Consider the following 15218-nt stretch of genomic DNA (forward strand, 5'->3'; position numbering starts at 1 on the left):
TGCAACGAGACCAATGGATCTCGGTCGTTTGGCCGGATGATTCTAAGAATGTTGCGATGCTGACCGATTGTCGGGTCGTCACGGACCGTGAGGTAGTCGGGCACGTGCGGAATCACGTCTTCGACGCTGCGCTGGACGATATGGCCGCGGGTTTCGAGACGGAGAGATCTACGACATGTACGCATTCGGCTCGCGTACCCGGTACACCGGGCTGCTGACTTCTTGTTCTGCACGGCAGACGTGGTACCCGTCGGCAAGGATGTTCCACACGTCGACGTTTCCAGGGTCATCGCGCGGCGATTCAACGACCGTTACGGCGCAGTGTTGGAGAAACCGCACGCCCTTCTGACGTCGAGACATCTCCTATGGTCGGGCTCCACAAGGCCAGGGTATCGGCACTGCTCACTGTGGTCGGCACCGCACGACCGCGGCTCAGATCACGACATTCCGAGTTCGAGCTCGGCTGATTTGTGCTGGTCGGGGTGGTGAGCACGAGCTGCCGAGTCTGCGCTTTCGTTTCTTGTCGGTGGCCCGGGTTAGTCTTCTTTCAGTTCGAACGCACGTTCTGAAATGTTGCTCACCGGGGGGTGAAAGATGGGTGCTGTACCGATCGTGTCACTGGAGGCGTTGACCGCTGCTGCGCGTGCGGAGAATCGGCAGGCGGCCCGCAAGATCACCGCCTGTTACGAGGTTCATCGGAGCTGGATCACCCTCGACGCCGAACACAAGCATTACAGCCGGTACGGGCGCACCGAAATGGCAGTAGCGTTGGGGTGCTCGGCGACGGTCGCCGAATCGTATATCTCGGTCGGCGTCGCCTTGCACACGCGATTGCCCCTGCTGCGGAAAGCATTCGAGGGCGGGGAGGTCGACCTGCCGCGGGTGCGCACGGTGTGCCGGATCCTCGACAACCTCTCCGACGACATCGTCACCTCCGTCGAAGCCGAGGTCGTCGAGGCGGCCCACCGGTTGTCACCGGGTCCGCTCGAGAAGGAGATCTGGGACATCCTGTTCCGGGTCGCCCCGGAAGAAGCAGCGGCACTGCGGGAGTTCGCGAAGAGGTTCCGGACCGTCACCTACACCCCGGCCGGGGAACTGGCGCGGATCCGGGCGGAGTTGACCGCTCCGGAAGCTGCCGCTGCGTGGCAGTTGCTCGAGGAGATGGCCGACACCTTGTGCCCGAAAGATCCGCGTGGGAAGAAGGAACGCTTGTGTGATGCGTTCATGGCCCGGATGCACGGTGAACCCCGCTTGGCGTGCCTGTGCCGACGGGAGGACTGCCCCAAGGCGGGTGCGGTGTTGCCCGATCGGCGGGTGCCGTTGACGATGGTCACCGTCGACATAGCCACCCTGATCGGGTTGCTTGCGAACCCTGCGTATCTGGCCGGGCACGGTTCCATCGATCCTGATCTCGCTCGGGAGTTGGCGCGCAGCAGTCAGTGGCAGATCCTGCTCACCGAAGCGGTCACCCTCGCCGAGAAACTCGGGCTGGCTGTGCAGAACCCGGAGACCGGGGAATGGGAACGAACACCGAAAACCCGAGCTCGGGAACAGGACTCAGGGTCGGGAGCGACAGCGGACACGGACACTGACACGGACACGGACTCAGGGACGAACACTGCGTCGGGAAGACGCGCTACCGAGACCCACCGCCGCACCGACAGCAACCCAGAACCCGAGATCGACGCCGAGTCGGAACCCGAGACCGAGACCGAGGCGGAACCCGAGTCCGAGACCGAGTCCTGCTTGACCACAGGTGCTTCCGTCGACGTCGTCACCGATGCGACCACTGCCCCGGAGGTGGAACCGGCGAACGGATCCGTCACCGCTGCATCGCCCACACCCTCGCCATCTCCGACCAGCACGCCGGTAACGAACACGACCACCTCGCCCTCACTCTCACCTTCGCCCTCGCCGACCACCGTGACAGCCACCGCATCAGCACCGCCGGCGACAACTGCAGAATCTGCCTCCGACCAAAGGGCAGATCCCGACCGTGACTCCGATCCAGCACCATCGCCGGAGTTGGGCACTGCACCGGACCGAACCGAAACAGGCTCTGCTCCACAGCGACCCGAGCGAACCGGGACGGTCCCGCCGACACCAGTATCACCACCGACAACAAGCCCCACGCCAGGAACAGTTATCCCGCCGGAACCGGGGACGGCGACATCACCGATTTCGAAGCACGATCAAACGGAGAATCATCAGACGGAGGATCCCGCGGGGGACACCTCTGCCCGTTCAGCGGCCGATCCAGCTCTTTCCGAGACCGGGGCAGGCGCGGACGGGCAACGGCGGACGCAATCACTGGCCTCCGCCGCAGCGCTGTTCTGTACCCACACTCCTGTCGGCCGGGGCACACGGCACAGCTCTGCCCTCGACCTGCCCTTCGCAATCCGGCCCAACAACCGCACGATCCACATATCGGTAACCCGCACATCCGGCGGCCTCTATCTCGGCACCGCATCCCTTGCTGCCGCACTCGAAGCCGCCATCGCCGCCGACACCACCCTCGGAAAGTCGGTACCCCGCGACCCCCTGACCGACCGGGCCCTGATCTACCGCCCCGATGCCCTCACCGCCGCAGCCGTCCGCCTTCGCGACAAACACTGCCGCTTCCCCGGCTGCCACCGCCCCGCCGCCCGCTGCCAACTCGACCACGTGAACCCGTTCGACCACAGCAACCCCCTCGGCGGAGGCTGGACCACGGTCAACAATCTGCAGTGCCTGTGCGACTACCACCACTGCGTCAAAACCGCCGGCTACTGGAAAGCCGTCATGCTCCCCGGCGGAGCGATCCTGTGGACCTCGACCTCGAAGACCACCCGAATCACCCTGCCCGCCAACAGCACCGCCGTCCCGATCCTCGGAAACGACCTCAGACCACACATCCCCACCCAACCGAGAAGATCCGGCATCATCGCCTACCCCGACCTACCGGACAACCATGAGTCGATAACAGAACCGACCGCCGAAGACACCGGCGAGCCGCCGTTCTAGGTGTGCTGGGGTAACGCCTCGGATGCGAAACCTGTTCAGGTGAACTGGCGTGCCCTGGTCTTGTCGATCACGAGCCACCCGCCGTGGTGCTCCGAGGTCTCGAACATCGAACCCGTCGACCGACCCAGTTCCACCAGCGATGATTCGTCGAACGTGCGAACGTGTCCGTGGCAGGCGGTGGTCTCGGTCTCGAAGGGCACTGCAACAACGACACGGGTGCGCGCGATGCGTAATGCCTCTCTCACGATGCGAGATCCTGTCTCTGCGTCGACGTGTTCGAGGAGATGCAGTGCAGTCACCGTGTCGACGCTGCTGTCTGCGACGGGAACGTTCGCAGCGTCGCACACCACGGTGTCGAGTGTGATCCCGAGATGCGGGGCCACGACGGCGAGCAACCGCATGGTGCCGGCGGAGAGGTCCGTCGCGGTCACCGAGTGCCCCTTCATTGCCAGTCGGAGCGGAAAGAAGCCGAAACACGATCCCATATCGAGCACCGATCCGACGATCAGGTTTTCTGCGTGATCGTGGACGGGAGCGAAATCGGCAGTGCCGGATAGTAGTTCGTCCAGCGAATTGCGATAGTAGGTGGCCCAGGCGTCGACCGGATCGGCGACGGTGGTGCGGACGATCCCGACCAACACCAACTCGAATTCCCGCTGAGAAAGACCCACATGACGTGCCTGTGCGGTCACGATCGGAACGAGGCGCTCACCGATCTGGGCCGACGTCAGGCCATGACAGACCTGCACGGTCGATCCGGTTCGGACCGCGTCGAACTCGAGTCCATGCAGGTGTCGGACCACCACGTTCTCGTGCGCCCAGACTCCATCGGGGCTCGGTGCGAGTGCATCCAGTTCGGTCATCGATGTCATTTCTGTTCGTCGCACGTCCACTCGGCGTGGCCGCCCCTCCGGTGAGGTCGAGCGTTCCACACATCGGTCGACGAATCGGCCACTCCCTGTCAGGTCGGGCCGCTCGGACGATGCTGGCCCCGCACGCCGGACGGGACGATACCTACCCATATGGACGGTTGATCGCGACGGCCGACCAGTTCTGCTCTCACGCCGCTTCCGAGTCGTGATCGGCCGCTAGCGTGGTGATCCGAGACACAACCAATCGGATTGTGACCGAGCATATTTCGCAGGAGGTTCCAGATGTCGAAGAAGAACGAGAACGCTGTGGTCGGTACGGCCGTGGTCGAATCCGATCTCGTCGAGGAGTCGTTGGTCGAGGAAGTGTCGATCGACGGCATGTGCGGCGTGTACTGATCATGACCACTGCAGTGCGCGACGACCTCGATGCGGTCGGGCTGGATCTGGATTCGCGTTGGGTGTTGCATCCACAGGTGGCGTTGCGTCCGGAGTCTTTCGGGGCTCTGCTCTATCACTTCGGAACTCGCAAGCTCTCGTTTCTGAAGAACCGCACGATCGTGGCGATCATCACCTCGTTTCCCGATCATCCGGACATGCGGTCGGCGATCGAGGCCGCAGGGATCACCGAAGAGCAGTCGGCCCCATACGTGAAGGCCCTCGCAACGTTGGCCGACTCGAGCATGATCACTCGCCCGTAGAGCCTGACCCATTAGTAGAAGAGGACTTCCGCCCATGACCTCCACCCTCGAAAGGCCCGCTCCGGTAGGCAAATTGGTCGACCAGTTCGAACTCGGACTCGACGCGCCGATCTGCTTGACCTGGGAGCTGACCTACGCCTGCAATCTGTCGTGTGTGCACTGTCTGAGCTCGTCGGGTCGCCGTGACCCGCGCGAACTGAGCACCGAACAGTGCAAGTCGATCATCGACGAGCTGCAGAAGATGCAGGTCTTCTACGTCAATATCGGTGGTGGGGAGCCGACGGTGCGCTCGGACTTCTGGGAGCTCGTCGATTATGCGACCGCGCACCAGGTGGGTGTGAAGTTCTCCACCAACGGGGTCAAGATCGACAAGAAGGTGGCCGCGCGGTTGGCCGCGTCGGATTACGTCGATGTCCAGATCTCCATCGACGGCGCAACCGCCGAGGTCAACGATGCGGTCCGCGGACCCGGTTCGTTCGACATGGCGTGCCGGGCGTTGGAGAACCTGAAGGAGGCCGGCTTTCGGGACGCGAAGATCTCCGTCGTCGTCACCCGACACAACGTGAGTCAGCTCGACGACTTCAAAGCTCTCGCCGACAAATACGCTGCGACACTGCGGATCACCCGGTTGCGGCCATCCGGCCGGGGCGCGGATGTATGGGACGATCTTCACCCGACGGCCGGTCAGCAGCGCGAGCTGTACAACTGGCTCGTCGCCAACGGTGAGGGTGTGTTGACCGGGGATTCGTTCTTCCACCTCTCGGCATTCGGTGACGCTCTGCCCGGGCTCAACCTCTGTGGTGCCGGGCGCGTGGTGTGCCTGATCGATCCGATCGGCGACGTGTACGCCTGCCCGTTCGCCATTCACGAGAACTTCCTCGCCGGCAACATCGTCCGTGACGCGAAAGATGGCATGGGCGGGTTCCAATCCGTATGGCAGACATCGGAGTTGTTCCAGGATCTGCGCTCGCCGCAGACCTCGGGCGCGTGCACCAAGTGCGCCCACTTCGACGCGTGCCGTGGCGGATGTATGGCGGCGAAATTCTTCACCGGTCTGCCGATGGACGGCCCGGATCCCGAATGCGTCATCGGGAACGGTGAAATGGCGTTGGCGGCGGCGGGGGAGATCCCCAAATCCAGTGTCGACCATTCCCGGACCGGTCAGCGCAAGACCCCACGAAAGTCGGTGCCGCTCACGTTGATGATGCGTCCGCCGGCGAAGATCTGTGACGAGAACCCGCTCGCAGGAATGGAACAGGAAAGCTGATGGCGAAGAGTGCGTGGTTCGAGACCGTTGCCGAAGCGCAACGGCGTGCGAAGAAGCGGCTACCGAAGTCCGTGTACGCCGCCCTGGTGGCAGGCTCGGAGCGCGGACTGACGATCGATGACAACATGGCGGCGTTCGGTGAACTCGGCTTCGCCCCGCACGTGGCCGGGCTATCGGACAAGCGTGACCTGTCGACGACGGTGATGGGGCAAACGCTGTCGTTCCCGGTGATGATCTCGCCGACGGGCGTGCAGGCGGTGCATCCCGACGGTGAGGTCGCTGTCGCGAGAGCTGCTGCGGCGCGTGGGATTCCGATCGGTTTGTCCTCGTTCGCGAGCAAGTCCGTCGAGGAGGTCGCGGCGGCGAACCCGCAGACGTTCTTCCAGATGTACTGGGTCGGATCGCGCGAGATACTGCTGCAACGGATGGAGCGCGCACGCGCAGCCGGGGCGGTCGGGCTGATCATGACCCTGGACTGGTCGTTTTCCAACGGCCGCGACTGGGGTAGCCCGTCGATCCCGGAGAAGATGGACCTCAAGGCGATGGTGCAGTTCGCTCCCGAGGGCATCATGCGGCCGAAGTGGTTGTGGGAGTTCGCGAAGACCGGCAAGATCCCCGATCTGACGACCCCCAACCTGACGCCGCCCACGGGCGGTCCGGCCCCGACGTTCTTCGGTGCGTACGGCGAATGGATGGGCACCCCGTTGCCGACGTGGGAGGACGTGGCGTGGCTGCGTGAGCAGTGGGGTGGGCCGTTCATGCTCAAGGGCGTGATGCGCGTCGACGATGCGAAGAGGGCTGTCGGCGCCGGGTGCACGGCAATCTCGGTCTCCAACCACGGAGGTAACAATCTCGACGGCACCCCGGCTCCGATCCGGGCGCTGCCCGCGATTGCCGAGGCGGTGGGCGATCAGGTCGAGATCACCCTCGACGGCGGGATTCGGCGCGGCAGCGACGTGGTGAAGGCGCTGGCGTTGGGTGCGCGAGCGGTGCTGATCGGGCGGGCATATCTGTGGGGTCTGTCGGCGAACGGTCAGGCGGGCGTCGAGAACGTACTCGACATCCTGCGCGGCGGAGTCGATTCCGCTGTCCTCGGGCTCGGGCACACCTCGGTACAGGACCTCTCGCCGTCGGATGTGGTGATGCCGGCCGGGTTCGACCGCAGGCTCGGCGTCTAGAGCGCTGCGTGCTCACCGAGTCCGGTTGGTTCGAGTCCGTTGCGCAGGCCCAGCGGCGCGCGCAGAAGCGTCTTCCGAAGTCCGTCTACTCGGCGTTGGTGGCGGGATCGGAACGCGGAATCACTGCGTCGGACAACACCGCTGCGTTCGCCGAACTCGGGTTCGCCCCGCACGTGGCAGGGCTGTCGAACGAACGTGAGTTGTCGACGACGCTGATGTGGCAACCGCTGTCGTTTCCGGTGATGATCTCCCCGACGGGCGTGCAAGCGGTGCACCCCGACGGCGAGGTTGCCGTCGCGAGGGCGGCAGCGGCACGCGGTGTGGCGATGGGTTTGTCGTTGTTCGCGAGCAAACCCATCGAGGAGGTCGTCGCAGCGAACCCGCAGACGTTCTTTCAGCTTCACTGGGTCGGATCACGGGAGTTGTTGCTGCACATGCTCGATCGGGCACGCAATGCGGGTGCCGTCGGGTTGATCGTGACGATGGACTGGTCGTTCTCCGAGGGGCGAGACTGGGGGAGTCCGGTGATTCCCGATCGCCTCGATCCGAGGGCGATGCTCCGGTTCGCACCGGAAGCACTCGCGCATCCGCGATGGCTTGCGCGGTGGGCACGCACGGGCACCCTCCCGGATCTGACGGCACCCAACCTCGCTCCGCCCGGAAAGCCCGCGCCGACGTTTTTCGCCGCATATCGCGAGTGGAAGTCCACGCCGCTACCCACGTGGGAGGACATCGCCTGGCTACGTCAGCAGTGGGACGGTCCGTTCATGCTCAAGGGCATCTCGCGGGTCGACGACGCGTTACGGGCCGTCGACGCCGGTGTCACCGCGATCTCGGTGTCCAACCACGGTGGCAACAATCTCGACGGTTCCCCGGCGTCGATTCGGGTTTTGCCGTCCATCGCCGAGGCAGTGGGAGAGCAGGTCGAGATCACCCTCGACGGTGGCGTCCGGCGGGGAAGCGACGTGGCGAAAGCGCTCGCGCTGGGTGCGCAGGCAGTGCTGATCGGTCGGGCCTACCTATGGGGGTTGGCCGCGAACGGTCGAGCAGGAGTGGAGAACGTGCTCGACATCCTCCGCGGCGGACTGGATTCCGCGGTGCTCGGTCTCGGGCATGCATCGGTGCACACGCTCGGACCATCCGATGTCGTACTACCGACCGACTTCGCTCGCGCCGATCGACTCCCCGTTCCGGAATACCCGACGCCGATGCGAACAAGGACGGCACAACCCATCCGGTGATTCGCGCCCGGCCATCCCGCGCGAGGGGCAGCCGCATCGGCGGTCACCAATCGGACAGTTGAGTGTGACCGTCCTGCAGGGCGCGGGCGAACAGGGCCGCCTTCGTCGGCGCGCTGCGGCCCACTGCCGCATACTTCTGTCGGACCCGGGTGATGTGTGTGTTGATCGTGCCCACCGATATGTAGACGGACCGAGCTGCGACCGTTTTCGAGTCGGAGGCGAACCAGGCCAGCATGACCTCGATCTCGCGCGCGCTCAACGCAGGCTTGGGGCGACGAGTGTCGGTCGGTGTCGGGAGTGCAGTGGGTGCCGACTCTCTCGGCCTTCGAAACGGGTGATGTACCGCCGATGCCGACGTCTGCTCGAGCACGAAAATTCTCCCCCTCGTGTATCCATCCATCCCCGACCTCAGCGTCCATCGTCGAAGCAATGGCGTCGCGGATCCAGCTCTGCGCGCAAGTCCATACAAGGTCAATACGGACGACTCCGGGTTCCACGTATGCGTCATTCAAACGCAGCAATTTGCTGTTTGTCCTGCTCAGTGGGCTGTTCGAGGCATCGGTGCATGATCTGCCGGCTCTATAGTTTTCGCCCATGACCTCCGATCGCCCGGATCCCTCGTCGATCTCGGATCGCACCGAATTCGCCGCGGCGTTGCGTGCGATCAGGATCCAGGCGAATGCCACGGTCCGCGACATCGTCGAGCGTTCCGGTGGCCTGCACGGCACGATCAGCGGCTGGTTCTCCGGTCACCACGTACCCACGAAGGCCAGCGCCGAGATGTTCGCCGCGGTCCTGGTCGCCTGCGGAGTCGACGACGAGGACGAGCGGGCGCGGTGGTGGGACGCGGTGTCGAGGGTGCGGTCCGTCTCGGGCAGGCGCACGGTCGACCCGGCGAAGGGCAGCCCACCGTACAAGGGGCTGGAGGCGTTCGGGACCGCCGATTCGGAGTGGTTCTTCGGCCGCGACGACGTCGTCGACCGTCTGAGCACGCGCGTCCGCGGTGTTCTCGACAACGGTGGAGGCATCGTCTTCGTCGTCGGTGCATCGGGCTCGGGAAAGTCCTCGCTGCTGCGCGCCGGCCTGGCATCGAGGGTCGCCGGTTCGGAAATCTGTTCGGGCGTGGGCGATATCCGTGCCTTTCCCGAGCGAGTCGGGTCGTTCGCGTCGGGATCGGTCGTCGTTCTGGATCAGGCCGAGGAGTTGTGGACGCTGGCGACAGCGCGCGAGCGCGAGAACTTTCTTCGTGCGGCCTCCGCCTCGACCGACTCCGGGTCGGTCCTCGTCTTCGGTCTGCGGGCCGACTTCTACCAGAATGCCGTGTCGGAGGATGCTCTGCTGGCCGGACTGTCCGACAACCCTGTGGTCGTCGGCCGCCTCACCGAATCGCAGTTGCGGGAAGTCATCGTCTCGCCTGCAGCGAAGGCGGGAGTCACCGTCGACGATGCCCTCGTACAGGTACTGGTCGGGGAGTTGGGTCCGCGTGGATCGCAGTTCGCCCACGACTCGGGTGCCCTGCCGTTGCTCTCGCATGCATTGCTGACGACGTGGCAGGTCTCGAGCGGAAGGACGCTGACCGTCGCGGACTATCTCGCAACCGGCGGAATCGGCGGAGCGGTCGGCCAGAGCGCCGAGGAAGTGTTCTCCGCCTTGACGTTCGAGCAGCAGCGCGAAGCACGCCGCATCTTCATGCGTCTGGTCAATCTCGACGACGACGTGGTCACTCGTCGCCGCGTCGATCGTGTCGAGCTGTTCCACGGAGACGACGACATGGACGTGGTCACCGACGTCGATGTCGTCATCGAACGGTTCGCCGCGCGCAGACTGCTGACCGTCGACGAAGAGACGGTCCAGGTGACGCACGAGGCGTTGCTCACGGCATGGAAGCGGCTGCGTGAGTGGCTCGACGACGACCGTCAGTGGCTGGTCGAACACCGTCGGCTCACCCAGGCGGCCGAACTGTGGGAGAACAACGACCGCGACGAGGGCTCGCTGTTGCCGGAGTCCAGGCTGCTGGTGGTACAGGAATCCGTCGGACCGGTGCGTCGGCGCGACCTCAACTCCACCGAGAAGCTCTACCTCGAAGCGAGCGCGAATCGAGTCGAGCAACAGTACAGAAACGACCGACGTCGACGACGCACCCTGGAAACGCTCGTCACCGCACTGGCGATGCTGACCGTACTGTCGGTGACACTGGCCGTGACGGCGTTCGTCGCCCGATCGGACGCGAACGCCGGGCGGGTCGAGGCCGAACACGCTGAGGCCGAGGCCGTCTCGCGTCAGATCGCCGGCGTCACGCAGCAATTACGAACGCAGGATCCCGGGCTGGCGGCCTACTTCGCGCTGGCGTCCTACGAGGTGGACCGAACGTCCGAGGCGCGATCGGCACTGCTCGATTCCTCGGCGATTCATACTCCGGTGCGGCTGCTCGGTGTCGAGGGCACTGCCGTGACCGCGGTCGACCCACGCGGAGTCATGGTGGCAACAGGCGGTTCCGACGGGCACGTACGGATGTGGTCGCTCGCCGACGGCCATGCGCGGCTCGGTGAGATAGTCACGCGTGACTCGCGGGTGCTGACGTTCGATCCGCGCGGAGGCGTCATCGCTGTCGGTGGAACCTTCGGTGTCGAGCTGTGGGATGTATCCGACCCGGCGACACCGACGAAGTTGTCGAGCACGGATGTGGTCGGTGTGGGGAACCTGTCGTTCTCGCCGGACGGACGATTTCTGCTCGTCGGCACCCAGGACGACAGATTGCCTCTTCTCGACGTGGCAGAACCCGCCACGCCCCGCACGGTCGGTGAAATCGCCCAACCAGGTTCGCCGTCGGCCACGGAATTCAGCCCGGACGGCCGGTTTCTGGTGACGGTCGGTGCCGGCCGCGCGATGCGATTGTGGGACGCGAGGCAGCTGACCTCGTCTCCGGCAGCCCCCACCGTGCCGTTGATCGACGTCCCCTCGGACGGATCCACCTACACCGCACTGCAGTTGGCATTTTCTCCCGACAGCAGGACGTTGACAGCGGGTACCACCGGTCGTGAGGTTCTGCGGTGGGCCGTCGACGCGGGCGGACTTTCTCCTCTGCCTGCGTTGACGGGATTCACCAGCTACGTCAACGATGTCGCGTTCAGCGGCGACGGAGTCCAGATCGCTGCGGCGAGCTCGGACAATTCGTCCAAGGTATGGGACGCCGCATCGGGGACGCTGCAGCTCACGCTTCCCGGTCCGATCGAGGTGAGTTCGCTGGCATTCACGCCGGATCGCTCGTCGATCGTGACCGCCAGTGGTGATGGCACAACCCGAATCTGGCCGCTTCCGGGTCCGGCCCTCGCGGACGCCGGAGACACGATCTTCCAGAATCCTGTCGGTGCAGCGGGCACCCGGCTACTGGTCGGTGCAGGTCGTCGCGCGTCCGCAACAACCCTCTGGGATGTCGAGGACGTGGAGCATCCGGTGCCGTCGAAGCCGTTGGTCCTCGGTGACGGAATGGCGCAGACGGGTGCGGTGGCGCTCACGGCCGACGGCACTCTGGCCGCGGTCGGCACCGCAACTGGGGGATTTCAGCTCTGGGACACAACCGATCTCGACGATCCGGTGGCCCTGGGTTTCGTCCGGGAGGCGACCGGCAGCCTGACCGCGGTGCTGGCGTTCGATCGCTCGGGGACGATGTTGGTCGCGTCCGGTCAGAACTCGAACGACGCGTCGGTGTGGTCGCTCGAGGATCCGGCTGCCCCGATGAAGATGTCGACCCCGCAGGCCGGGAACTATCCGGCGGGCATGGCGCTGTCTCCCGACGGTTCGGTACTGGCCATCGCCAGTGTCGGGGGCGTGGTCGAACTGTGGGATATCAGTAACCCGACCGACCCGCGCCGCACGACCACACTCGGCGGATTCGGAGGCTCCGTTCAGGCCGTGGCCATCTCACCGGATGGGCGAACTCTCGCCGCCGGCGGTGCGGATCGTTCCATTCGACTGTGGGACATGACGAATACGGCTGCCCCGCAACACCTATCTCGCATCGTCGGACCCTCCAGCCCGATCTACTCGCTCTCGTTCGATCGGTCCGGCACGCGGTTGGCCGCGGGCGACGGGGGATCCTCGGTGTGGCTGTGGAATGTCACGGACCGTGCCGCGCCATCGCAGTACGCTGCCCTCACCGCGTATGGCATGCGCGTCAACGATGCTGTGTTCGCCGCGGACGGACGAGTGCTGTTCGGCGGTGGCACGGCTCGCGATGTCCGCATCTGGCGGACCGACCCCGACGAGGTTCGTACTCAGCTGTGCGAATCCGGGGGGTCGGTGGTGACGGAAACCGAATGGGCACAGTACCTACCCGGTGTTCCCTATCGGAGGTTGTGCGAGACCTGATGGACTCGGAGATGGTGTACTGGCACCATGACCGACAAGTCTCCGAAGGTCCCCCCGACACTGTCTGCTCTCATCGCGATCGTTGCGTCCTGTGTCGTGGTCTACGTAGCGTGGTTCGAGGACTCGATGTCGACTGCTCTGCAGGTTGTGTTGCTGCTCGTCGGCGTGCTGGTCGCCGGCGGAGCGATCGGCTACACGATCGCGTCCGTTCGTCGCTGAATTGGACTGTCATGGGCGCAGCCTCCCCGCTGACGCTCGGAGCAGATCGATCAGATCGGAGTCGTCCGTCCGTAGTCGTCCGGTCTTGCCGATCGCTGCCAGACATCCACTGACCGAGCCCGATTCGTCTCGAAGTGGAACCGCAATGGCCGAACGCCCGATTCTCATCTCGTCGGTTTCGGTGGCGAGGTCCGACGTGCGAACTCGGGTCAGCTCCGCGGACAGTGCGTTGCTGTCGGCGATGGTGTGTGACGTGAAAACCCGCAGTTTCCCGGTCGGGAGGGTCTCGGAGCGACGTGCCAGCATCATTTTTCCGATGGCCGATGCATGGGGATGTATCAAGATGGCGCTCTCTGCGACCAAATCGTGGTCCGGATCTCGATCCACCAGACTGATGCGGCCGCCTTCGTACGACGCGAGGTACACACCGAATCGAATGTGGGATCGCAGACTGTCCAACACGTCGCGGCGAATGGAATCGGGATCGTGACCGGGATCGGGTCCCGCGAGTTCGCGCGTACGTCGACCGAGCGCGAACCCGGAAAGGTCGTCGATGCGTACGAGGTACCCGTCTGCGACCAACAGATTGAGCAGCCTGTATGCAGTTGCGGGCGCAACCCCTGTTGCCTGTGCGATCTCCTTGGCGCTCGCCCCTGGTCCGATGTGTGCGACGGCTTCGAGGAGAGCGAGCGCTTTCTGTACTGCGCGCGGCTCGTGACCCGAGACCTCGGCGACCCGCGGTGTACGCACGGCCACTGTCATCGCTCCCTGCGCGGCTGCTTGACCAAAGCGACAGCGCCACGGGAGTTCTCACCGTAGGACGCGGAACCGGGCAGCACGTCCGTGGTTTCCGCGCTGTCGAACACACCGATGGATCGAAGGCCGAGAGGTGAGCGCGTACGCAGCCACGAGGCCCATATCGTTCCGGACAGTGCAATGACCGAGAACACCGAGATCAGAACGAGGTTGTCGGTGATCCCGTCGGTGAACAACAGCAGCATCAGGACCCCGACGCCGCAGCCCGAGGCGAGCGCGGCTGCGACGACAACAGGTGTCTCGAGTTCACCGATGCGGCGCAGGAACAATACGGCGGCGACCGCGACGAGTACGTATCCGACGATCAGGGCGGCGCGGGCAGCAAGTTTCACGTTGTCGATCAGCGGCCCTTCCGACACGACCGAGAACAGGATACTGGCCGAAGCGAAGCCGACGACAACACAGACCAGCGCCACGGACGGAGTGCGGAATCGTCGGTGAACAGAGCCGAATATTCGGGGTATCACCCTTTCGATCCCCAGCGTGTAGACCAAGCGAGACGCCGCATTGGAGGAGGCCATCGAGGAGGCCAGCCACGAGCAACTCAGTCCTACGTTCACCGCGATCACGAGCGACGGATCGATGCCGGTGGACGAACCGTGCAGGTACGCCTCGATGAGAGTGCTGCCTCGGCCGGACCACACAGCCCACGCAGCGAAGGTGAACAGTGTTCCGCAGATGATGGGGGTGAGCATCACAGTGCGAGTGACGTTGACGAGCGGGCGACGTGCCTCGGGAGCAAAGAACGTGGCGCTCTCGAAGCCTGCCAGTGAGAACATCGCCGCCAGCGCGACCAGCAGTAGCCCGTGTGACGACTCTGCGGTCTCCACATCGACTGCGCGGCCCGCACCATCGGGAATCATCAGCAGTACGAGGATGAAAACCAGTGAACATACTTCGACGACGAGTATCGCCGTTGCGGCGAACCTGACACCGCGCAGCAGACAGGCCAGGATCGATGCGGCGATCAGCAGGTAGATGGTGATCGTAGGAATGCCTCCGCGCGCATCGATGTGGAACTGGTCGAGCACAGTCATGACGGCCTGGCCGCCGCTGTAGAGAGTCAGCGCTCCACTGGCGCAGTACTTCACGAGCATGGCAGTACCGACGGTGAGCGCAGCGCGAGCTCGCGCGCCGTGGAAGGTGAAGCTGTACAGCCCTCCGGATGCGGCGAGCCTGCGGGTGAACTGCGAAATACAGAATGCGATGAGCGATACGACGATCGTCGCGGCAGCGATCGTCAACACACCTCCGAGCATTGTGTCGTTCGTCAGCATGGCGATGGGCAGCACCACCATCGATGCAGCGGGTGCAGTAGTGGCGATCGACTGGGCGAGTACCTCGACCCCGGACAGCTGTCGCCTTCCGAGCGCGCGGAGAGGTGACAGTGCGGGCTGCGCCGGCTCACCGGCAGAGAACGACCTGGCGATCGCGTGCTCGAGTGCGGACATGGTTGCCGAAAATAGTGGGCGCATGTTGCACGGGCATTGCGAACATGAATCAGCTGGAACCGTACGAGTGGGAATGCCTCGTCCGAAATCCTGTCCGTTCTCACT

The 15218-nt window shown here is 64.6% G+C and carries 13 protein-coding genes; 9 read left to right on the top strand and 4 right to left on the bottom strand.

Going from position 1 to position 15218, the window contains the following annotated elements:
• The first annotated feature begins 183 nt into the window (after positions 1-183).
• Positions 184-489 (top strand): hypothetical protein, encoded by a 306-nt coding sequence (locus CH273_RS27465; RefSeq protein WP_256991350.1) that lies wholly within the window; start codon positions 184-186, stop codon positions 487-489.
• A 105-nt stretch (positions 490-594) separates the two neighbouring features.
• Entirely contained in the window at positions 595-3003 is a 2409-nt protein-coding gene (locus CH273_RS23245) for an HNH endonuclease signature motif containing protein (protein WP_094638071.1), read from the top strand.
• A gap of 35 nt (positions 3004-3038) precedes the next feature.
• Here the strand turns inward: CH273_RS23245 and mftM are convergent, their stop codons facing one another.
• Positions 3039-3866 carry a mycofactocin oligosaccharide methyltransferase MftM gene (mftM, locus tag CH273_RS23250; RefSeq protein WP_032398256.1) on the bottom strand — a complete coding sequence of 276 codons (828 nt, stop codon included), beginning with the start codon at positions 3864-3866 and terminating at the stop codon, positions 3039-3041.
• A 291-nt stretch (positions 3867-4157) separates the two neighbouring features.
• Between mftM and mftA the strand changes: the two genes are divergently transcribed.
• The 5 genes from mftA to mftD (CH273_RS23275) are packed head-to-tail and all read left to right on the top strand — an operon-like array spanning position 4158 to position 8259.
• A complete protein-coding gene (gene mftA / locus CH273_RS23255; RefSeq protein WP_080730438.1) occupies positions 4158-4271 on the top strand; it encodes a mycofactocin precursor MftA in 114 nt (37 codons plus the stop codon).
• 2 nt (positions 4272-4273) lie between these two features.
• Complete coding sequence (mftB, locus tag CH273_RS23260) at positions 4274-4573, top strand: mycofactocin biosynthesis chaperone MftB (RefSeq protein WP_032397573.1); 300 nt, start codon at positions 4274-4276, stop codon at positions 4571-4573.
• A 34-nt stretch (positions 4574-4607) separates the two neighbouring features.
• Positions 4608-5840 (top strand): mycofactocin radical SAM maturase, encoded by a 1233-nt coding sequence (mftC, locus tag CH273_RS23265; protein ID WP_032397572.1) that lies wholly within the window; start codon positions 4608-4610, stop codon positions 5838-5840.
• The gene (mftD, locus tag CH273_RS23270) at positions 5840-7018 is read left to right on the top strand and encodes a pre-mycofactocin synthase MftD (RefSeq protein ID WP_032397571.1); all 1179 of its coding nucleotides are present in this window, start codon (positions 5840-5842) and stop codon (positions 7016-7018) included. The genes mftC and mftD (CH273_RS23270) overlap by 1 nt, the downstream gene beginning before the upstream one ends.
• Positions 7019-7026: 8 nt before the next feature.
• Positions 7027-8259, top strand: a complete 1233-nt coding sequence (gene mftD, locus CH273_RS23275; RefSeq protein WP_032397570.1) for a pre-mycofactocin synthase MftD — start codon at positions 7027-7029, stop codon at positions 8257-8259.
• Positions 8260-8302: 43 nt separating this feature from the next.
• Here the strand turns inward: mftD (CH273_RS23275) and CH273_RS28310 are convergent, their stop codons facing one another.
• A complete protein-coding gene (locus CH273_RS28310; protein ID WP_230596991.1) occupies positions 8303-8629 on the bottom strand; it encodes a LuxR C-terminal-related transcriptional regulator in 327 nt (108 codons plus the stop codon).
• A gap of 224 nt (positions 8630-8853) precedes the next feature.
• On the opposite strand from CH273_RS28310, the gene CH273_RS23285 reads away from it, so the two are divergent.
• The gene (locus CH273_RS23285) at positions 8854-12627 is read left to right on the top strand and encodes an nSTAND1 domain-containing NTPase (RefSeq protein WP_032397569.1); all 3774 of its coding nucleotides are present in this window, start codon (positions 8854-8856) and stop codon (positions 12625-12627) included.
• A gap of 27 nt (positions 12628-12654) precedes the next feature.
• Positions 12655-12846: a hypothetical protein gene (locus tag CH273_RS23290; protein ID WP_032397568.1), complete on the top strand. Its 192-nt coding sequence runs from the start codon at positions 12655-12657 to the stop codon at positions 12844-12846.
• 9 nt (positions 12847-12855) lie between these two features.
• Here CH273_RS23290 and CH273_RS23295 read toward each other — a convergent pair whose 3' ends face one another.
• On the bottom strand, positions 12856-13602 hold the full coding sequence (locus CH273_RS23295; protein WP_230596990.1) for an IclR family transcriptional regulator: 747 nt from the start codon (positions 13600-13602) through the stop codon (positions 12856-12858).
• Positions 13603-13604: 2 nt separating this feature from the next.
• Complete coding sequence (locus CH273_RS23300; protein ID WP_032397566.1) at positions 13605-15113, bottom strand: APC family permease; 1509 nt, start codon at positions 15111-15113, stop codon at positions 13605-13607.
• Between the last annotated feature and the right edge of the window lie 105 nt (positions 15114-15218).

The organism is Rhodococcus sp. 05-339-2, assembly GCF_002258965.1.
In the GTDB taxonomy this organism is placed as follows: domain Bacteria; phylum Actinomycetota; class Actinomycetes; order Mycobacteriales; family Mycobacteriaceae; genus Rhodococcoides.